The organism is Bacillus sp. FDAARGOS_527 (genome assembly GCF_003812125.1).
GTDB lineage: Bacteria > Bacillota > Bacilli > Bacillales > Bacillaceae_G > Bacillus_A > Bacillus_A paranthracis.
Window position 1 is genome coordinate 199,426 of sequence record NZ_CP033795.1, and the last position, 19,920, is coordinate 219,345.

Genomic DNA, 19,920 nt, shown 5'->3' on the forward strand with positions numbered 1-19,920 from the left:
TTTAATCTCCTTTTACATTCATTAGTGTCTTTGTAAAATAGCAATATTCCATTTCAAATACTTTACTAAAAGTGCGTATATATGTTTGACCATTTGGTAAGATATGACGGATATGAGTAAACCGACGCAAAAAGCGATAAACACATTATAAACATCGGAGTAACTAATTTGATGAAACCCTTTAAAAAATCCTAACCCTATTAATAAAATAGGTGAAATGATTAATACTGGAGTAGCAATGATAAGTGCTAGAATAATCGGTAATAAAAAGAGTAGTACGAAAAAGGCGATAAAGATAAAGGCAAAGTTTAAAACACTTAAGCTCATAACAGAAAATAGTGCAGTTATCATATTTTTGAAGCTGCGTTTCTTGTCAGCATTGCTTATTGCATAGGAAACATTCAGTTCTTTCGCGATCGTTTTAGGGTTTCCTAGTTTTCTAGCAATTTCTTCTTCACATTTTCCATCTTGTTTACCACTAATAAAATGAGTTTCATATTCTGAAATAATATCCCCCTTTTCTGAATTAGGTATATTCCGTAGGGAGGAACTAAGTTGGCTTAAAAACTCACTTTTGTTCATTGCGATCACTTCCCTTTATAAAATAATGAATTATAGCTGAGAATCCGCTCTTTGTTGAGAGGGAGATATACTAACTACGAATATCATTCCAATTAATGGGTGTTCCAATATTTACAAATATATCATTTAGTAGTGTTCTTTGCAAGGTACTGTAAACATTTTGGTACCGTGATGAGATGGAAGTTTTTTAGATTTTTTCGAGAAAATATAAAAATATTATTTTAGGATAAATAAAGGGTTGTAAGCGCATTCGTTAATCGGTGTCAAAAAACTGTCAAATTCATATTGTTGGAAAAATAATGTATTTGTAATATAATGATAAATAATACTTCACCACGTTAATTAACTAGGTGAAGTTTAAAATCTTTATTACACAAATTATGAAACAAAGGAATGGTTAGTTTGAGTACAGGTGTAAAAGCAAACGACGTGAAGACAAAAACAAAAGGAGCAGATCTTGTTGTTGATTGTTTAATTAAACAAGGTGTTACACATGTTTTCGGTATTCCAGGAGCGAAGATTGACTCTGTATTTGATGTACTGCAAGAAAGAGGACCAGAGTTAATTGTTTGTCGTCATGAACAAAATGCGGCATTTATGGCAGCTGCGATTGGTAGATTAACAGGAAAACCGGGCGTATGTCTTGTAACTTCAGGACCAGGGACATCAAATTTAGCGACAGGTCTTGTTACTGCGAATGCGGAGAGTGATCCCGTTGTTGCTTTAGCTGGTGCAGTTCCACGTACAGATCGATTAAAACGTACGCACCAATCTATGGATAATGCTGCACTATTCGAACCAATCACAAAATATAGCGTAGAAGTAGAGCATCCTGATAATGTGCCAGAAGCAATATCAAATGCATTTCGAAGTGCGACTTCCACAAATCCAGGCGCTACTTTAGTAAGTCTTCCGCAAGACGTTATGACTGCGGAAACGACTGTAGAGTCTATCGGTGCGCTTTCTAAGCCACAGCTTGGAATCGCTCCCACACATGATATTACATACGTAGTAGAAAAAATAAAAGCAGCGAAATTGCCGGTTATTTTACTCGGTATGAGAGCAAGCACAAATGAAGTGACGAAAGCTGTTCGTGAATTAATTGCGGATACAGAACTTCCTGTCGTTGAAACATATCAAGCAGCTGGTGCGATTTCACGTGAATTAGAAGATCATTTCTTCGGCCGCGTTGGATTATTCCGTAACCAACCAGGTGATATTTTACTAGAAGAAGCGGACCTTGTTATTTCTATCGGTTATGACCCAATTGAGTATGATCCGAAATTCTGGAATAAACTTGGGGACAGAACGATTATTCATCTTGATGACCATCAAGCAGATATTGATCATGATTACCAACCAGAGCGTGAATTAATTGGTGATATTGCCTTAACAGTAAATAGCATCGCAGAAAAATTACCGAAACTTGTATTAAGTACGAAATCAGAAGCAGTGTTAGAACGATTACGTGCGAAATTATCAGAACAAGCAGAAGTTCCAAATCGTCCTTCAGAAGGTGTTACGCATCCACTTCAAGTAATTCGTACACTTCGTTCTTTAATTAGTGACGATACAACCGTTACATGTGACATCGGTTCCCATTCTATTTGGATGGCGAGATGTTTCCGTTCTTATGAACCACGTAGATTATTATTTAGTAACGGTATGCAAACGTTAGGTGTTGCACTTCCTTGGGCAATTGCTGCTACTTTAGTAGAACCAGGTAAGAAAGTAGTTTCCGTATCAGGTGACGGTGGTTTCTTATTCTCAGCGATGGAGTTAGAAACGGCGGTACGCTTAAATTCTCCAATCGTCCATCTTGTTTGGAGAGACGGCACATATGATATGGTTGCATTCCAACAAATGATGAAATACGGTAGAACATCGGCTACAGAGTTTGGCGATGTTGATCTTGTGAAATATGCGGAAAGTTTCGGTGCGACAGGTCTTCGTGTTAACACGCCTGATGAATTAGAAGGGGTATTAAAAGAAGCATTAGCAGCAGACGGCCCTGTCATTATTGATATTCCAATCGATTACCGTGACAACATTAAATTAAGCGAAAAATTATTACCAAATCAATTAAACTAATGGAGGCAGATTTGAGATGACGGTTGCGCAATTAATTGATATTGATGCAAAAAAAACGAAAACGAGTAATGAAGTATATCAAACATCTACAATGCTTGCGCTATTAGATGGTATATATGATGGTGTGATTAGCTTTGAAGATTTGAAAAAACATGGTGATTTCGGTATCGGCACATTTGATCAGTTAGATGGTGAAATGATTGCGTTTGATAACGAATTTTATCATTTACGTTCAGACGGTTCAGCAGAAAAAGTAGAGCCAGAAGAAACAACGCCATTTGCGACTGTAACGTTTTTTGAAAAAGAAATGAGTTATAAGGTAGAACGTCCGATGAAACGTGAAGAAGTAGAAGCATTATTACATGAATTAATGCCGAGTAAAAACTTATTTTACGGTATTCGAATGGACGGTACGTTCCGCGAAGTAAGAACAAGAACGGTTCCAAGACAAGAAAAACCGTATACACCACTCGTTGAAGTGACGAAATCACAACCAATCTTCTCATTTGAAAATACAGAAGGTACGCTTGCTGGATTTTGGACACCAGATTATGCGCAAGGTATTGGTGTAGCTGGATTCCATTTACATTACATTGATGATGAAAGAAGCGGGGGCGGACATGTTTTCGACTATGTTGTTGAAAACTGTACGATCCAAATTTGTCAAAAAGCTCATATGCATTTAGCACTTCCAGAAACAGCTGACTTTATGGCGGCTGAATTATCAAGAGAAAACTTAGAGGATAATATTGCGACTGCGGAAGGTGCGGAGTAAAAAGGGAGAGACTGTTCCATTTTGGAACAGTCTTCTTTTTTGAATAGTTTTTGTTGAATCGTTTATTTCTTTGAAACAAACGGATGCCCTTCATAATAAAAACGCCAAGGATAATGTATAGCTTCTTCTGCGTAGTCAATGTTAATTCGAGGTCCTGCTGTTATTTTATATTGTGATGATATGTGTTCTTCTTCTCGGACGAGTTCAATATGTAATGTGTCACTTTGCAATGATACGCCTCGTTCTTCTAACGTAATTCCGAGAGCACGGCATAGTTTGCCAGGTCCGTTCGTTAAGTTTTTATATTGCGCTTTTGTAATGTCCGTTTTGTTGTAGCGCGCTAGTTTTATTTCTTCTATTCCATCTACTGGCTCAAGGGCTCGAATGAGCACTCCTTGCGGGGTACCAACTGGTGCTGTAATGACGTTAAAACAATGATACATACCGTAAATTAAATATACGTAAGCATGTCCCGGTGCACCAAACATGACTTCTGTGCGATCAGTCCGTCTGCCGCCATAACTATGTGCGGCCTTATCATCGGGACCTTTATATGCCTCTACTTCAACAATGATTCCGCTTCGCTTTATTCCGTTTACAATATGAACAAGTTTTTGTCCGAGTAATTTCTTTGCGACTTCTAACGTATCGCCTTCATAAAAGGAAGGAGGTGCCTGCATTGTACTATCTCCTTTACTGAGTGTATATGTATATAGTAAACCAAATTTTCAGTAGAAATTCTAACTCGTTCTATTTGCTACATTTATTTCATAAATTATGGATAGAGTACAACAGCGAAGAGGGGGAGTGCGACATGATTTATCGCTTACTAGCTCTTAACATAGATGGGACACTACTATACAACAACGGAAAAATTGCAAAAGGATTAAGAGAAACAATTGAATTTGTGAAAAGAAAAGACGTATACGTTACATTATTTACGAGCCGTAATTTTCAGTCCGCTCATAAAGTAGCAAAGGCGTTAAAATTAGATTCGATATTAGTGACACACGGTGGTGCTTTCATTTCAGCAACGTTAGATAAGCCGTACGTTCAAAGAAGGTTATCGGAAGAGAAGACATTTAATATTGTGCAAGTATTAGAGCATTTTGATTGTAACGTCCGCATCTCTCATGAACGGTTTTCAATCGGAAATCGCGAAAGAAATACACCAAACTTAATTGCACGTACTGTGTTATCGAGTGCAGATCCGTTATTTTATCCAGTTCAATTTGTAGATTCATTAGGTGATGCGCTTCGTGATCATCCGGTAGCGGCGCCAAAAATTGATGTTCTTTTCCAAACGAAAGGTGAAAAAGAACGAGGGCTCAATACATTAAGAAAAGCGTTTCAAGATTTAGAGTATGTTGAGTGTGATTCAAAACGAATAGAAATTTTGCCACAAAATGTATCAAAATTACGTGGATTACAATTGCTTGGAGAGCATTTAAATATTTCGCTAAACGAAATGGTTGCCATTGGAGATAGCATGGAAGATTTAGAGGTTATTGAAAATGTGGGTCTCGGGGTAGCGATGGGGAATGCACCTGTAGAAGTAAAACAAGCGGCCGACTGGATTACACGTTCAAATAGTGAGAACGGCGTAGAGTATATGATTAAAGAGCATTTCCGCAAGCAATTCCCGCTTCCGTTTTTGAAGAATCATAAAAATACACCGAAACGATAAAGGAAAAACGTAGCTTTTGGCTACGTTTTTCTTTGTTTAAGCTTCAATAACTTTAAGCATTCGATTTAAAAATGCGGCTGCTTCAGCGCGTGTTGCTGTGCCTTTTGGTACGAATTCATTTCGTTCGTTACCTTTTACAATTCCGTATGCGTAAACATTTTGTAATGCTTTTTTATCGTATGCTAAGTGTTGGTCAGTGAATGGTAATTTCACTTCTTTTCTATAAATCCACTTATATTCTAGTGCACGGTCAATCATAATAACCGCTTCATCACGTGTTATTGTAGCATTGGGATCAAATTTATTATTCCCACGACCATTAATGATCCCTGCGCTAGCGGCGCGGTTAATTCCATCTATTAAAGATGGGTGTGCTTCGTTTAAGTCTGTAAATTTAGCGTTTCCAGTAGGTAATTTTAAAGCTCTCGACATTAAATTTGCAAACTCAGCTCGTGTCACGAGGCGGTTTGGCCAGTAAGAACCATTTCCATCACCGAACATGATTTTTCTAGCAGCTAATTGACGAATGTCTTGTTCATACCAACCACCTGTAATGTCGTCTTTTTCATGAGGGACTTCTGGAGGAATAACCTCTTTACGATGTTCATTATAGTAAGCGTTCGTGCCCTTTAAGAAAGCATCCCATTGCCCGCGTTGAATCATAAATGCAGGACAGTTTTTTCCGCTCCAAAATTGATGCTTTTGAACGTGATCTAGGGAGATATTTAATTCGTTCATTAAGTAAGCCGCTAATTTTCGGGCATTTTCTACCGCTTTCGTATAATTTCCATCACTATTCACAGCAATTTCAATTCCGATAGATTCATAGTTTCCAGTTTTATCTCCAGCATGCCACCCAACTTCATTTAGCGGAAGATGTTGATAAATTTCTTTGTCATCTACTGTAAAATGCCAAGACGCTGAACGATCAGTATTTCCGCGAGCTTGATTATCTAAGTACTTCGCATGATTTAAAGCGTTCGCACCTTTACTTGTATTAGCAGTTTCATGAATTGTAATGTATTTCGGTTCCATTGCGTAGCCAGGGCGAATATTTTCATTTCCTTTTGGAACAATCATTTCTTTAAAAGTAACACCATAAACGTTATTTGTAGGTAAATTAGATGGTGTTTTGAAGAAAGTTGCGCTTCTCTTTTCGATAGCACCTGTTTTTTCAAATAATGATGCTTTCGTACCGTCGAATGTAGCTGAAGGAGCATAAATCCATTTCTCAGTTCCGTTCATTTGAATGTTAAACCAATTCCCAGCTTGTTCAGTAGGAGTTACTGTTTGTGGCTGTAATTTCGTTTCTTCTTTAAACGATTGGAAAGGGAAGGAATATACTGATGCTTCTTCTGTTACGATTAGTTTTTGATTCGAGAGTGTATGAATCTCTTGTACTTCTAAACTATTACTTTCCTTATTAACCCAGCCAGCACCAAACGTAGTTTGTATGTAATATGCATTCCCTTTTTTCTTCGTTGCTTTTACTACTGGTTCAGCAATTTCAATATTTGTTTTCGTTTTTAAGTCATTTGAATTGTATAGTGGAAGTTTTGTTGATAAGTGGAGAAGATATTCACCCGAGATTTCAAGGTCGTTTTCTTCGTCATGTCTATGCTGTTTTGCATGTTCTTCAATGCTTTTTAAAGCTTGTTCATCCATAGACAATTCCGCAGTTTTTTCTATACTTTCTGCGAATGAATGGGTAGGCGCTACAAATGTTTGTAATGCCAAAGATAATGCTAAAATGTTGTAAAACTTTTTTTTCATAGTTGTTTTAACACGTGATAGTCTTTCGTGCGTGTTAAGAGTCCTCCTTTATATGTATTTAAATTAGTAGCAAGTACTAATACGTTCTAGATTGTAACAAGAGTATATTCTAATGTCTATACAGCTAGAGAAAGTTCGTTAAAAATCAATATTCAGTTTGTTTTAAATAGGATATGAAAATAAGGTAAAACCTTCTGTATTGACCTGCAAACGCCCTTCAAGTAAACTAAAGAGAGTTTGCAAATGAAAAGGTGATAATGTTGTTAATTTCAATTAAAACGTTACAAGATGATCGTTTTTTACGTCCGCTACAAAATATTGGCGGCTTATTTTTTGAAGATAGTACGATTGGATTTGAACAAGAGGAAGCAAATCTTATCGTTGATATACACATTGAAGAGAATGTGAAAGCATCAGCTCGTTTAACAGATGTTGCGACTGGAAATGTGTATGAAGAAACATTCGCAAAAGATTTATCTGCTTTTACAGATGAAAAAGAGCGTATGAAGCAAGTGAAGCACGTTGTTTCTTATGTATATCTTTCTGTTCTTCAGCAGTTAACTGGTATTGAACAAAGCTGGGGTATTTTAACTGGAGTTCGTCCAACGAAACTTCTTCATAAAATGCTTCAAAATGGTATGTCAAAAGAAGAAGCACACCAAGAACTTCGTGAAAGTTATTTAATTCATGAAGAGAAAATTGAACTTCTTCAACGTATCGTTGATTGTCAATTAGCGGTAGTTCCGGATTTATATCGTTTGAAAGAGGAAGTAAGTATTTATATCGGTATTCCATTCTGCCCAACAAAATGTGCATATTGTACATTCCCGGCGTATGCAATTAACGGACGCCAAGGCTCTGTTGATTCATTCTTAGGTGGTTTACATTATGAAGTTCGTGAAATTGGTAAGTTTTTAAAAGAAAAAGGTGTAAAAGTTACGACGATTTATTACGGCGGCGGTACACCGACAAGTATTACAGCAGAAGAGATGGATATGCTGTATGAAGAAATGTATGAAGCGTTCCCAGATGTAAAAAATGTGCGTGAAGTAACAGTTGAGGCAGGTCGCCCAGATACAATTACGCCAGCGAAGCTAGAAGTGTTAAATAAATGGAACATTGACCGTATTAGTATTAATCCGCAGTCATACCACCAAGAAACATTAAAAGCAATTGGACGTCATCATACTGTAGAAGAAACAATTGAGAAGTATCATTTAGCTCGTGAAATGGGAATGAACAATATTAATATGGATTTAATTATTGGTCTTCCTGGTGAAGGGTTAGATATTTTCAAGCACACGTTAGATGAAACAGAAAAGTTAATGCCAGAGTCATTAACAGTTCATACCTTATCATTCAAACGTGCTTCTGAAATGACGCAAAACAAACGTAAATATAAAGTAGCAGGTCGCGAAGAAATTACAGCGATGATGCACGAAGCAGAAGAGTGGACGAAAAAGCATAATTACGTACCATATTACCTATATCGTCAAAAGAATATTTTAGGTAACTTAGAGAACGTTGGTTATGCAATGCCGACGCAAGAAAGTATTTACAACATTGTCATTATGGAAGAAGTACAATCAATTATCGGACTTGGTTGTGGTGCATCAAGTAAATTTGTTCATCCGAAAACGGGAGCAATTACGCACTTTGCGAATCCGAAAGATCCAAAATCATATAACGATGGCTTCGTAAAATATACAGAAGACAAACTGAAAATTTTAGAAGAGTTATTTGCATAAGATGAAGGGTGTTCCAAATCGGAACCCCTTTTTTTATATTGTCAGTTTTTGTCGGTAAGTTGATATATTCGAAAAATCGCTGATATAAATTGAGTTGTGGTCGATATATTTGAAAAATCGCCGATATATTTCAAGTTACGTTCGATATATCCGGAAAATCGCCGATATAATTTCAATGACCGCCAAACGGCGCTGTTTGTAAAATGATGTCGATAATAATCAGAAAAATTAGTTAAATCATTAAAGGACAATGTCTACTTATGGACGAAATGATAGATTTATGAAAGAGAAAAGGGGGAAATTGTTGGCATGTACATGACGATAGGGAGAATTTTCGATTTATCTGTTGGTAAGTATCCGAATAAAGAGGCGTTAGTGGAGCCGGAAAAAAATATTCGCTGGACGTATAAACAGTGGGATGAGCAAATAAATAAAACGGCGCACGCTCTATTAGAAGAAGGGGTAAGAAAGGGAGATACTGTATCTGTTTACTTATATAACTGCCGTGAATTTGTAAACGTTTACTTAGCCTGTGCGAAAATTGGTGCAATCTTTAACCCAATTAATTTCCGCTTAAAAGCAAAAGAAGTATCTTATATTCTCCAGGATGCATCCTCGAAAGTAGTTGTTTTTGAAAAAGCAGTTGAGCCAACTGTCGCTATCATTGAACGAGATTTTCCAAATTCGTCTTTTTGGTATGTAGAAGATGATACACCTTCTTATGCTAGCTCCTACCATGAAAAAGTAAATGAAGCATCTTCCGAAAAAGTAGATATTGAAATTGGTGAAATGGATTATTGTTCTATGCTGTATACAAGCGGTACGACAGGTCATCCGAAAGGTGTATTACATCGTCATCGCGAAATGGCTGAGCATAGTATGATTTGTACGTATTTCCTAAAATATAATCGAGATAGTGTTGGGCTTGTTGTAGCACCGTTATATCATTGCGGTGAGTTGAATGCTGGAATTATACCGCGTATTCAAGTTGGTGGAAAGAATGTTATTTTACATCATTTTGACACAGAAACAGTATTACATACAATTCAAGAAGAGAAGATTACGACGTTTTTTGCAGCACCGACGATGTGGAATATGCTGTTGCAAAAAGATTTAACGAAGTACGATTTAACTTCGATGAAGATTGGTATATACGGCGGAGCAGCGATGGCTCCAGCGTTAGTGAAGGAATGTAAAGAACGTCTTTATATTGATCTTGTACAAATTTATGGAATGACAGAAATGGGACCTGTTGTTGCATTTCTCGTAGAAGAGGATCAAATTACGAAAGCAGGTTCAGCAGGAACACCGTGTTTTAGTCACGAAATTCGAATTGTGAAACCGAATGAAGATGCACCGGCAGAGCCAAATGATATATTGCCTCCTTATGAAGTAGGAGAGATTATTTTGCGCGGTCCAACTATGATGGCTGGTTATCATAACCGAGAAGAGGCAAATGCAAAATCGATGTATAAAGGGTGGTATCACTCTGGTGATTTAGGTTACTTCGATAAAGACGGCTATTTATTCGTCGCAGATCGCGTGGATGATATGGTGATTAGTGGCGGCGTTAATATTTATCCGCGTGAAATTGAAGATTTCCTTCATAGTCATCCTGGTATATTAGATGTTGCTGTGCTCGGTGAGCCAGATGAATTATGGGGAGAACGTGTTGTAGCAGTTGTTGTAAAGAAAGATGAACATATTACAGAGGCTGATTTAGAAACGTATTGTAAAGAAAGTGATGAATTAGCGGATTATAAACGTCCGCGTCATTATTTATTTATGGATGAACTGCCTCGTAATGCGAGTGGAAAATTACAAAAATTTGTCCTGAGAGAGTCGTTGAAAGGCGCAAAACAATAAGGAGTAGAACAGTCGTCTATACAGATAAAGCTACCTTTTCTAATACGAAAAGGTAGCTTTATTTTTGAAAAATGATTAAAAAAATGATATTTATCTTTTAGTCAAATCCTCTTTTATTATTATACTAAAATACTTTTTATGGCATTGCACTTTGATTAAAAACGCTTTATATTGCGCTTTAAATAAGGGGTTAGTAAATTACTTAGGTGAGTTTTATAGATGTTGAAATAATAAATTTAGTTAGAGTGGAATGAAGTTATGAAGGAGAATTATCGGTAAAAGATAAAGAAATTCAGTCATCAGATGACCTGATGAACAAAGTGGTCATTTAGTATATTTTGGTAGCATGAATATAGTAACAAATTAATATGTAAATGAACAGTCTTGTAATGTACTTTTATTGGGACTAGTATTTATTGTTGGCTGCCCGAAAAAAGTAGAAATGAACGCAATATAAGTTAATGAATTGTGCTGTTTATTACTTTATGTTTTAGAACTAACGATGGTTTGATGCTGCAAATAATCTTTAGTCCGTACCCCCTTAGTTTAAGGGGTATTTTGGGTGGAATGGATCTCACGGCAAAAAAGATTAACAATTAATATTGGAGGTTTTATGAGTACATATTTAAAAAGAATATCTGTGATTTGTTTTATTTTTACTGTTCTTATTGGACAAATTTTTATGCCTATCATAGGGCATGCTCAAGAATTAAATACGACAGGATTTGTTGATAGTTTTGCATTTGAAAAGACGAAATTAAATTATGGAGAAAAAACCACGATACATGTAGACTTTAGTGAAAAACCTGGAAAGAAGATGAAGTCTGGGGATACATTAACGTTAGCACTTCCGCCAGAATTAAAAGGTTATAGTGGCACAATTCCATTAAAGGATGATTCGGGTCGTATTTTTGGTACGTGCCAGATTAATGCAAATAATGTAGTTTGTACATTTAATGATACGGTAGAAAAGCTTGAAAATATTAGAGGGAACTTTAATTTCACTGTTCAAGGTACGAATGTTGAAGCCGGAAAGACGAAAGATGTACAAACGAATTTAGGGACAGATTTAGAAAAACAAATGGTAAGTATTACGCATCCAAAAGGAGAGGGTACAGAACCGGGGATCTTTTTCTATAAGTCTGGTGATATTCAGCCAGACAAAAGTAATGAAGTGCGTTGGTTTTTAAATATAAATTTAAAGAAACAATATTTACATGACAACATCGTTTTAAAAGATACGTTACAAGAAGGACAAACGCTAAATAAAGATAGTTTTACTATTACTATCAATAATAAAGAGTATTTATCTCTTAAACAATTTCAAGACCGAGGTTATGGATATATTAAGCTCACTAGTGATAACTCATTTGAAGTAGTAATTTATAGACATATGGCGAACGCTACGTCGTTTACCATTTTCTATACATCAACGATTACTGATAGTGGGAAAAAGTTGAAACATCTACAGAATGACTACAAGCTTGATTATCAAATTTTATATGAGAAACCGATTTCTGAATCTAATAGTGTAAAGGTTGAAAATATATCATTTGGCGGCGGGGCTGAAGGGGTTTTACCTGCGAAAGGAACGCTGCAAATTGTAAAACATATTGAAGGAGACGAGAAGAAGTTTATTCCAGGTGTTTCTTTTAAATTGTTTACAGAGTCAGGACAGCAAATTGGTGATTCCTATACAACAAATCGAGACGGAATAGTTGAAGCACCAAACCTTACTCCAGGTAATTATTACGTACAAGAAATATCTGCTCCGAACTATGTAGAGTTTGATTCACAAGCGAAAATTCCTTTCACAATTAAGACGGATGCTACAAATGGAATAAAACTTATGGTTCCAAATAAGTTAAAAACTACATCTGTTGCAGGAACGAAAACGTGGGAAGGCGATAAAGTAAACGATCGCCCGAAAACGATTAAAGTAGATTTACTGCAAAATGGTAAAGTCATTGCAACGAAAGAAGTTACGGCAGAAAATGATTGGAAATATGAGTTTGGAAAGTTACCAGCAGTTGATAGTGAAGGAAAAGCTCATACGTATGAAGTGAAAGAACAACCAGTATCAGGATATCAATCGAAAGTTAACGGATATGATCTTACAAATATAAAAATCCACGAAGTAACAGAAGTAGAAGAACAAGGTAAAGAAGAATCGTTAGAAGAACTGGAAGCTCCAACTAACCCAGAAGAACCGAAAGTAACAGAAGAGCCGAAAGAGCTAGAGAAGCCAGAAGTTACGGAGAAGCCGGAAATTCATGTGAAACCAGAAGAAGAGCAAGTTGAAGAAGAAACAACAGAAGAAATTAAAGAAGAAAAACCGGAAGAACCAAAGGTGACAGAAGAGCCGAAAGAGCTAGAGAAACCAGAAGTTACGGAGAAGCCGGAAATTCATGTAAAACCAGAAGAAGAGCAAGTTGAAGAAGAAACAACAGAAGAAATTAAAGAAGAAAAACCGGAAGAACCAAAGGTGACAGAAGAGCCGAAAGAGCTAGAGAAACCAGAAGTTACGGAGAAGCCGGAAATTCATGTAAAACCAGAAGAAGAACAAGTTGAAGAAGAAACAACAGAAGAAATCAAAGAAGAAAAACCGGAAGAACCGAAAGTAACAGAAGAGCCGAAAGAGCTAGAGAAACCAGAAGTTACGGAGAAGCCGGAAATTCATGTAAAACCAGAAGAAGAGCAAGTTGAAGAAGAAACAACAGAAGAAATTAAAGAAGAAAAACCGGAAGAACCAAAGGTGACAGAAGAGCCGAAAGAGCTAGAGAAACCAGAAGTTACGGAGAAGCCGGAAATTCATGTAAAACCAGAAGAAGAACAAGTTGAAGAAGAAACAACAGAAGAAATCAAAGAAGAAAAACCGGAAGAACCGAAAGTAACAGAAGAGCCGAAAGAGTTAGAGAAGCCAGAAGTTACGGAGAAGCCGGAAATTCATGTGAAACCAGAAGAAGAGAAAGTAGAAGAACCAAATAAGTCAGAAGTAAAAGAGCAGCCAAAAGTTTCAAACAAACCAGAGATTCAAGGTAAAGTAGAAGCAGAAAACAAACAAGATGTACAAAATAAAAATGAAGTATCATCTAGTAAAGAAAGTAATAAGCAATCAAAATTACTTCCTCAAACAGGTGGAGCGGCAGCGGAATCTACTTCCATTCTTGCAGGTATGTTCGCATTAATTTTGGGAGCGATCATGTTTAGACGCCAAAAAAATTAATGGATGTGAGAGCATTAATTTTTTATGTTTTTAGTTTGGGAACAAATGTATAGAAAAAAGCGGAGACGATAAGTCTCCGCTTTTTATATTATTTACGTGAAAATCCTTCTTCATCAAGGTATTCCGCAGCTTCTGGATAAGAGTTGAATGTACCGTCTAAATTTACACCAGCGTACACGTTCCACATATCGTCCTCTGAGATAAGAGTAAGGATATGACCGTCTTCGTTCTGCCATTCTTCTTCTTTTGCAGGTTCTGCAGGAACTACGATTTCTTCTTGTGATAATAGTTCAATTGATTGCTCAATTACTGAACGTAACTCATCTGCTGAAAATTCGCGGATGTTAACCATGCCTTTATCATCCGTTTTGTAACCTTTAATACCACTTGCATATACAAATCCGTTTCCATTTGGATGTAAATGATATACAACGTTCTTTTTATCTAAACGACTTTCTTCAAAGTGAAAGTTCACACGTTTTAATGATACGTTTTTTCTTTCTAATTCTGGGAAAGATTCAATGATCGATAATTTTTCTTCAAAAGTTAGCATAGTGCCTCCAAATATATAATAAAAGATTTAATTTATCTATTATAGCACAGTTACAATGGTTTCCAAAGATGCGATAGGTACTTGTAATTGAATGCGTTTACGTCACGATACTGTAAAAAGTGGACTAACGAATGTATCTATTTAGGTGTACAATGGAAAATGGACTTTATACAAAGGTGGTTATTATATGTTTCAAAAAATAGCAAAGGAATGTTTAGCTGGTTTTACTGTTGCAATTGTTGCGTTGCCACTTGCCATTGCATTTGGTATTGCAGCAACGGGAACGTCTGAGGGAGCACTAGTTGGATTGTATGGTGCAATTTTTGCAGGCTTATTTGCGGCGTTATTTGGTGGTACACCTGGGCAGGTTACAGGCCCAACTGGACCGATTACGGTTATCGCAACAGGGGTTATTGCGACGCACGGATTAGAGGCGAGTTTTATAGCATTTATGATGGCGGGACTATTTCAAATTTTATTCGGTGTATGTAAGCTTGGCTCGTACGTTCGTTACATTCCGTATCCTGTCGTTTCAGGATTTATGAACGGTATCGCATTAATTATTATTTTAGGTGAAATGAAACATGTGCAAAATAGTTTTCTACTCGTCGTATTAACGATTATTGTCATGATTGTTTCCGGAAAGTGGATTAAGGCAATCCCATCTAGTTTAGTCGCATTAGTAGGTGTGACAGCTATGCTTCCTTTATTTTCTTCTGCGTTAGAAGGGCTTACAGTGAGGTTACCGGTTATCGGAAATTTGTCATTAAATAAGGTGATTGAAAAGATTGGGACGATTCCAGAAGCGATGCCAACGCTTCATATTCCATCTTTAAGTGGAACAGGCGTAGCAGAACTTGTTTTACCAGCGCTTAGTATTGCTTTATTAGGATCGATTGACTCGTTGTTAACATCGGTCGTAATGGATAACGTGACGGGGACACGTCATAAAAGTAATAAAGAACTTGTCGGACAAGGTATCGGTAATATGATGAGCGGATTGTTTGGCGGATTAGCAGGGGCAGGTGCGACTGTACGATCTATCGTTAATATAAGAAGTGGCGGTAAAACGGCGTTTTCAGCAAGTATGCATAGTGTTATATTATTTATTTTCATTATGGGACTTGGATCAGTCGTACAATACATTCCACTTGCTGTATTATCAGGTATTTTAATTTTAACTGGTATTGGCATGTTTGATTGGGAGAGCATGAAGAAAATGCATGTAGCGCCAAAAGGTGATGTCGTTGTTATGCTCGTAACGATGATTGTCACAGTGAAGTTTGATTTAATGATCGCGGTTGCGTTCGGTATTATTCTTTCATTCATTATATACATGGTGAAATGTAAAGAACGTAAAGTTTCTATTGTAAAAGAAAAGGAAGCAACATATAAAATTAAGGGACCACTTTCGTTTTTAACAGTGGATCGTGTTTTTTATGCTTTACAAGACGTAAAATCTCCGGTTGTTTTACGTATGAAAGATGCACGCTATATGGATGTATCAGGAGCTATGGCGTTATTGAATTTCATTGAGCAGTCGGATAAGTCAGGATTGAGTGTAACGTTAGAGCAAGTACCTGCTCATATTAAAAAGACGTTAGTAGTGATGGCGAGTAATGAGCAGAAAGATAAATTACTATTTGTAAAAACGGAAACTATATGAAGAAACACCCTTATATAAGGGTGTTTTTGTTGTTTGTAACATTTGTATATCAAGATGTTATGCGTCTGTTGACATTTATTCCTCTTAGCAGTATAGTAACATTCTAGATTAGGTATGTGATATTATAGTAATGTATATGAATTTTGAGATTCCTTTTTTTTCAGAAGGAAGAGCTTTAAGCTGGAGGGAATAATTGATGTACAAACAGTTACCACACGGAGTGAAGATTGGGATTACACGCTCAATTGTTGTTTCTTTTGAGAAGTATATGAAAGAAATTGAATGGAACGAAGAAAAGTTTGATATGCAACAATTTGTTGAACAGTGGAAACAGTATTTATACACAAAATCAACTTGGATCAATAAAGTAGATGACGAGTTGAAAGGACATCCAGATTTCCATCAAGCGTTAGCAATGAAAGTAAATGAAAAAATTAACGAGCTTATTAATGAAAAACCGAGCGAAGAACAAGTGGAGCAATTAAAAAGAAATAAAGTAAAGCATGCAGATGAAATGTGCAAATTAGAAGCTGAATATCATATTGAACGTTTATTCGTAACGAAATAAATTTTACATAAAGAAAAAGCCTGTCCAAAGAGGTGTGATGACCATCTTTTTGAGCAGGCTTTTTGTATGAAAAAAAGTAAGAGAGGCGAGCTTCTCTATGATTAGTCTTGTGGTACAAGTGCCTTCCAAGAAGATAGGTCCATATCTTCTTTTAATATAGATGAAGCAGGGAAGACAAATGACCACGGTTTTGTAGTGTTCGCTTTAATTTCAAGGTTCGGTAATGTGAAAGCGCCTTTAACAACAACTGCACCTGTGGCATCTTCAATATGAAGAGGAAGTTGCTCTAGTTGAATGTTGTCTTTACAACCGTTACGAATAAGAAGCGTTGTATGTAAATCGCCGTTTTCTTTTCGTGCAGCTTGCAGACCTAGGAAGTTAATTTCACCATCATTTGGAGGTGTTAAATTGTCTACGAAATTACGTAAAGCTTCTTTGCTTGCTTCAGGTAACTGAGCTTCCCAAGATGGATCTAAATCTAATACATGCTTACTTTCAAGTTCGAACGCTAATTCCCAATCCGTTTGCGATAATTCAGCATCTGTAATTGTTTCTTGCTCAAATGTAAAGATAAACGGCATATTTACATTTGCAGGAATATCTCCTAATGCAGAAAGGTTGAATGTTTTTCGTGCGCATAATTTTTTCTCTTTATTTAGAAGAATTAATGTAACTTCTTCGAAAGAAATTGGTTTCGGAACAGTGCTGCGAATAAATACAGCTACGTCATAACCGTTATCACGCTTTTCAATCTCAATTCCAGATAAAGAAATTTGATATTCTTCTAAACGTGGTAGTTCTTTATGTAAAAATTGATAAATGTATTTTTGTTCTTGTCCTACTGCACCCCAGCTAGGGTGGAAGTAAAGCGTTGGTTTTACAGTTTTATTTTCAGTATTTGTGCTTTCTTGTCCGAATAGTTGATTACTAGAGACAGTCGTATCTTTTCCGTTTTTCTTCGCTTTTTTTAGGAATGATAACATAATCTTTCACCTCGTTATTGTACGTTTTCAGGAACACCTAAATGTCTTGCAACATAGCGGCACATTTCTTTTTCGAAATTACCATATGTGTATAAAAAGATATCTAAAGCTTCTTTTTGATAAAGACGAGTAGGGTCTTCTTGTTGATATTGTCTTAGTCCGATGCCTTCTTTTAAGTGAGTCATTGCATCTAAGTGATTGACCCAGTTTTGATCTAGGAAATGAAGGGCAACATATCGTAGCGACTGTTGTAAATCAGTATGGCTATCTAGCTCATTTACGCGCTCTTTATAAAGAGATAATGTTTCTTTCAAAACGGATTGTAAATCTTCCGGTGAATGTACATTATTTGCTGATAATGATGGCATATTTTCTACTGATAAAATTTCGTTTAGACTTGCTGTTAAACTAGCAAAATCCCATTCTTCTGGAAGCATACCTTCTACAAGATATTGCTTAGAAATGGCTTCTACAGCATGATCAATCATTGGAATAATAATTTCAATCATATTTGTATCTTCTTGTAATAAGTTATTACGTAATTTATAAATAACGTTACGTTGGTCATTTATTACATCGTCTAACTTTAAATTGTACTCACGCATGGAGAAATGGCTACCTTCACAAATTAATTGTGTACGGTTTACAAAATCATGGACTTTAGAAGTTAGAATAAGTCCTGTTTCATCTGTTTTCAGTGATTTCATTAATTTCTCGACTTCTTCTTGTGCGAAACGTTTTAGCATTTCATCTTCTAAAGAAAGGAAGAATTGAGAGCTACCTGGGTCACCTTGGCGACCAGCACGACCTTTTAGCTGATTGTCAACGCGTCGCGATTCATGGCGTTCTGTCCCGATTACATGTAATCCACCAAGTTCGTGAACACCCTCACCTAGTAAAATATCAGTACCTCGTCCGGCCATATTCGTCGCAATTGTAATTTGACCTTTTTGTCCAGCAGTTGCGATTAAATCAGCTTCTTGTTCTGCGCTTTTTGCATTTAATAATTGATATGTAATATTTGCTTCATCTAAGTAACGGGCAACGGTTTCTGATTGTAAAATAGACATTGTCCCAATTAAAATCGGGCGTCCTTGTTTATTGTGCTTTAGAACATCTTCACGTACAGCTTTATATTTTGCATCGGCTGTTACGTATACGACGTCTTTTTTGTCTTCACGAATGATTGGACGATTTGTCGGAATCGGCATAACTTCCATGTTATATACACGGTTAAATTCTTTTTCTTCCGTTTTTGCTGTACCTGTCATACCAGATAGTGCTGGATACATACGGAAGAAGTTTTGAATTGTAATGGATGCTTGTGTTTGATTTTCTTCAGTGATTTCTAAGCCTTCTTTTGCTTCAAGAGCTTGGTGTAAACCGTCACTTAAAGAGCGACCATCCATAACGCGGCCCGTGAAAATATCTACAAGTAGAATTTTTTCATCGTGTACAATATAGTCAACATCACATTGGAAAGCGACATGAGCTCGTAATGCTTGAATCATATAATGATATAAAGTTTGATGCTCTAAATCATATAGGTTATCGATATCAAATAAATCTTCTATTTTTGTAATACCGTCTTCTGTAAAACTAGCAGATTTCGTTTCTGCATCGTATGTGTAATGAAGAGTATCTTGGAATGATTTAATAACTTTTGCACATAAATAGTGTAAATCAGAGCTGCTTGATTTTTTACCGGCGATAATAAGAGGCGTCTTCGCTTCATCAATTAAAACGCTATCAATCTCATCGATAATAGCAAAATGATAAGGACGTTGCACCTGCTCATCTTTTGAAGCAGCCATATTATCACGTAGATAGTCAAAGCCAAATTCTGTTCCAATACCGTATGTAATATCAGCTTCGTAAGCAAGTTTCTTTTCGGCAGGATCGATTTGAGGAATATTTAATCCAACCTTTAAACCTAGAAATTCATGAACTTGGCCAATTAATTCTTTATCTCGTTTTGCTAAATAGTCGTTTACAGTAATAACGTGAACGCCTTTTCCTTCAAGAGCACGTACGTATGTTGGAAGAGAAGAAACTAATGTTTTTCCTTCACCAGTTGGCATCTCTGCAATATTACCTTCTAATAGTACAAGGCCACCAATTAACTGTACATCGTAGTGACGTAATCCAAGTACACGTTTTGCTGCTTCACGTACAACAGCGAACGCTTCAACTTTTATATCATCCACTGTTTTTCCGTCACGAAGCATGTTTTTAAATGTGATTGTTTTATGACGCAATTCTTCATCAGATAAATCAGATAGTTTTTCTTCCAGATTATTAATTTCTTGAACAAGTTGTTCATACTTTTTTAGTTTTCTCTTCTGAGAATCTCCTAACAGCTTTTTTACCGAATTCAGCATGTTGTAAACACTCCTCTTACT

At 36.4% G+C, this 19,920-nt stretch carries 14 protein-coding genes; 8 read left to right on the top strand and 6 right to left on the bottom strand.

Going from position 1 to position 19,920, the window contains the following annotated elements:
• Positions 1-21: 21 nt before the first annotated feature.
• Positions 22-582, bottom strand: coding sequence for a DUF1700 domain-containing protein (locus EGX95_RS03360; protein WP_001042992.1), 561 nt, complete (start codon positions 580-582; stop codon positions 22-24).
• A 402-nt stretch (positions 583-984) separates the two neighbouring features.
• On the opposite strand from EGX95_RS03360, the gene alsS reads away from it, so the two are divergent.
• The gene (alsS, locus tag EGX95_RS03365) at positions 985-2,673 is read left to right on the top strand and encodes an acetolactate synthase AlsS (RefSeq protein ID WP_000103498.1); all 1,689 of its coding nucleotides are present in this window, start codon (positions 985-987) and stop codon (positions 2,671-2,673) included.
• A gap of 16 nt (positions 2,674-2,689) precedes the next feature.
• On the top strand, positions 2,690-3,448 hold the full coding sequence (gene alsD / locus EGX95_RS03370; RefSeq protein WP_000215015.1) for an alpha-acetolactate decarboxylase: 759 nt from the start codon (positions 2,690-2,692) through the stop codon (positions 3,446-3,448).
• 62 nt (positions 3,449-3,510) lie between these two features.
• Here alsD and EGX95_RS03375 read toward each other — a convergent pair whose 3' ends face one another.
• Positions 3,511-4,128: a DNA-3-methyladenine glycosylase gene (locus EGX95_RS03375; protein ID WP_001148815.1), complete on the bottom strand. Its 618-nt coding sequence runs from the start codon at positions 4,126-4,128 to the stop codon at positions 3,511-3,513.
• 134 nt (positions 4,129-4,262) lie between these two features.
• Between EGX95_RS03375 and EGX95_RS03380 the strand changes: the two genes are divergently transcribed.
• Positions 4,263-5,135 carry a Cof-type HAD-IIB family hydrolase gene (locus EGX95_RS03380; RefSeq protein WP_000640406.1) on the top strand — a complete coding sequence of 291 codons (873 nt, stop codon included), beginning with the start codon at positions 4,263-4,265 and terminating at the stop codon, positions 5,133-5,135.
• 36 nt (positions 5,136-5,171) lie between these two features.
• Here the strand turns inward: EGX95_RS03380 and EGX95_RS03385 are convergent, their stop codons facing one another.
• A complete protein-coding gene (locus EGX95_RS03385; RefSeq protein ID WP_000726517.1) occupies positions 5,172-6,908 on the bottom strand; it encodes an S-layer homology domain-containing protein in 1,737 nt (578 codons plus the stop codon).
• 257 nt (positions 6,909-7,165) lie between these two features.
• Here EGX95_RS03385 and EGX95_RS03390 point away from each other — a divergent pair, with 257 nt between their 5' ends.
• The 3 genes from EGX95_RS03390 (at position 7,166) to EGX95_RS03400 (ending at position 13,748) form a co-directional block, all read left to right on the top strand.
• A complete protein-coding gene (locus tag EGX95_RS03390) occupies positions 7,166-8,656 on the top strand; it encodes a coproporphyrinogen III oxidase (protein WP_002027104.1) in 1,491 nt (496 codons plus the stop codon).
• Between the two features lie 309 nt (positions 8,657-8,965).
• Positions 8,966-10,522 carry a fatty acid--CoA ligase gene (locus EGX95_RS03395; RefSeq protein ID WP_000281994.1) on the top strand — a complete coding sequence of 519 codons (1,557 nt, stop codon included), beginning with the start codon at positions 8,966-8,968 and terminating at the stop codon, positions 10,520-10,522.
• Between the two features lie 613 nt (positions 10,523-11,135).
• On the top strand, positions 11,136-13,748 hold the full coding sequence (locus EGX95_RS03400) for a Cna B-type domain-containing protein (RefSeq protein WP_123805449.1): 2,613 nt from the start codon (positions 11,136-11,138) through the stop codon (positions 13,746-13,748).
• A gap of 88 nt (positions 13,749-13,836) precedes the next feature.
• Here the strand turns inward: EGX95_RS03400 and EGX95_RS03405 are convergent, their stop codons facing one another.
• A complete protein-coding gene (locus EGX95_RS03405; RefSeq protein WP_000955012.1) occupies positions 13,837-14,301 on the bottom strand; it encodes a hypothetical protein in 465 nt (154 codons plus the stop codon).
• 187 nt (positions 14,302-14,488) lie between these two features.
• Here EGX95_RS03405 and EGX95_RS03410 point away from each other — a divergent pair, with 187 nt between their 5' ends.
• Both EGX95_RS03410 and EGX95_RS03415 read left to right on the top strand, forming a co-directional pair.
• Positions 14,489-15,967 carry a SulP family inorganic anion transporter gene (locus EGX95_RS03410; RefSeq protein WP_000486688.1) on the top strand — a complete coding sequence of 493 codons (1,479 nt, stop codon included), beginning with the start codon at positions 14,489-14,491 and terminating at the stop codon, positions 15,965-15,967.
• Between the two features lie 196 nt (positions 15,968-16,163).
• On the top strand, positions 16,164-16,535 hold the full coding sequence (locus EGX95_RS03415; protein WP_000278023.1) for a hypothetical protein: 372 nt from the start codon (positions 16,164-16,166) through the stop codon (positions 16,533-16,535).
• A gap of 101 nt (positions 16,536-16,636) precedes the next feature.
• On the opposite strand, the gene EGX95_RS03420 is transcribed toward EGX95_RS03415, so the two are convergent.
• Both EGX95_RS03420 and secA2 read right to left on the bottom strand, forming a co-directional pair.
• Positions 16,637-17,518 carry an accessory Sec system S-layer assembly protein gene (locus EGX95_RS03420; RefSeq protein WP_000948199.1) on the bottom strand — a complete coding sequence of 294 codons (882 nt, stop codon included), beginning with the start codon at positions 17,516-17,518 and terminating at the stop codon, positions 16,637-16,639.
• A 14-nt stretch (positions 17,519-17,532) separates the two neighbouring features.
• Positions 17,533-19,899, bottom strand: coding sequence for an accessory Sec system translocase SecA2 (gene secA2 / locus EGX95_RS03425; protein WP_000935184.1), 2,367 nt, complete (start codon positions 19,897-19,899; stop codon positions 17,533-17,535).
• Between the last annotated feature and the right edge of the window lie 21 nt (positions 19,900-19,920).

Bases quoted from the DNA above. Each gene is read 5' to 3' on its own strand.
- EGX95_RS03360 (WP_001042992.1), bottom strand. From the start codon at position 582: ATGAACAAAAGTGAGTTTTTAAGCCAACTTAGTTCCTCCCTACGGAAT.
- alsD (WP_000215015.1), top strand. From the start codon at position 2,690: ATGACGGTTGCGCAATTAATTGATATTGATGCAAAAAAAACGAAAACG.
- EGX95_RS03375 (WP_001148815.1), bottom strand. From the start codon at position 4,128: ATGCAGGCACCTCCTTCCTTTTATGAAGGCGATACGTTAGAAGTCGCA.
- EGX95_RS03380 (WP_000640406.1), top strand. From the start codon at position 4,263: ATGATTTATCGCTTACTAGCTCTTAACATAGATGGGACACTACTATAC.
- EGX95_RS03385 (WP_000726517.1), bottom strand. From the start codon at position 6,908: ATGAAAAAAAAGTTTTACAACATTTTAGCATTATCTTTGGCATTACAA.
- EGX95_RS03390 (WP_002027104.1), top strand. From the start codon at position 7,166: ATGTTGTTAATTTCAATTAAAACGTTACAAGATGATCGTTTTTTACGT.
- EGX95_RS03395 (WP_000281994.1), top strand. From the start codon at position 8,966: ATGTACATGACGATAGGGAGAATTTTCGATTTATCTGTTGGTAAGTAT.
- EGX95_RS03400 (WP_123805449.1), top strand. From the start codon at position 11,136: ATGAGTACATATTTAAAAAGAATATCTGTGATTTGTTTTATTTTTACT.
- EGX95_RS03405 (WP_000955012.1), bottom strand. From the start codon at position 14,301: ATGCTAACTTTTGAAGAAAAATTATCGATCATTGAATCTTTCCCAGAA.
- EGX95_RS03410 (WP_000486688.1), top strand. From the start codon at position 14,489: ATGTTTCAAAAAATAGCAAAGGAATGTTTAGCTGGTTTTACTGTTGCA.
- EGX95_RS03415 (WP_000278023.1), top strand. From the start codon at position 16,164: ATGTACAAACAGTTACCACACGGAGTGAAGATTGGGATTACACGCTCA.
- EGX95_RS03420 (WP_000948199.1), bottom strand. From the start codon at position 17,518: ATGTTATCATTCCTAAAAAAAGCGAAGAAAAACGGAAAAGATACGACT.
- secA2 (WP_000935184.1), bottom strand. From the start codon at position 19,899: ATGCTGAATTCGGTAAAAAAGCTGTTAGGAGATTCTCAGAAGAGAAAA.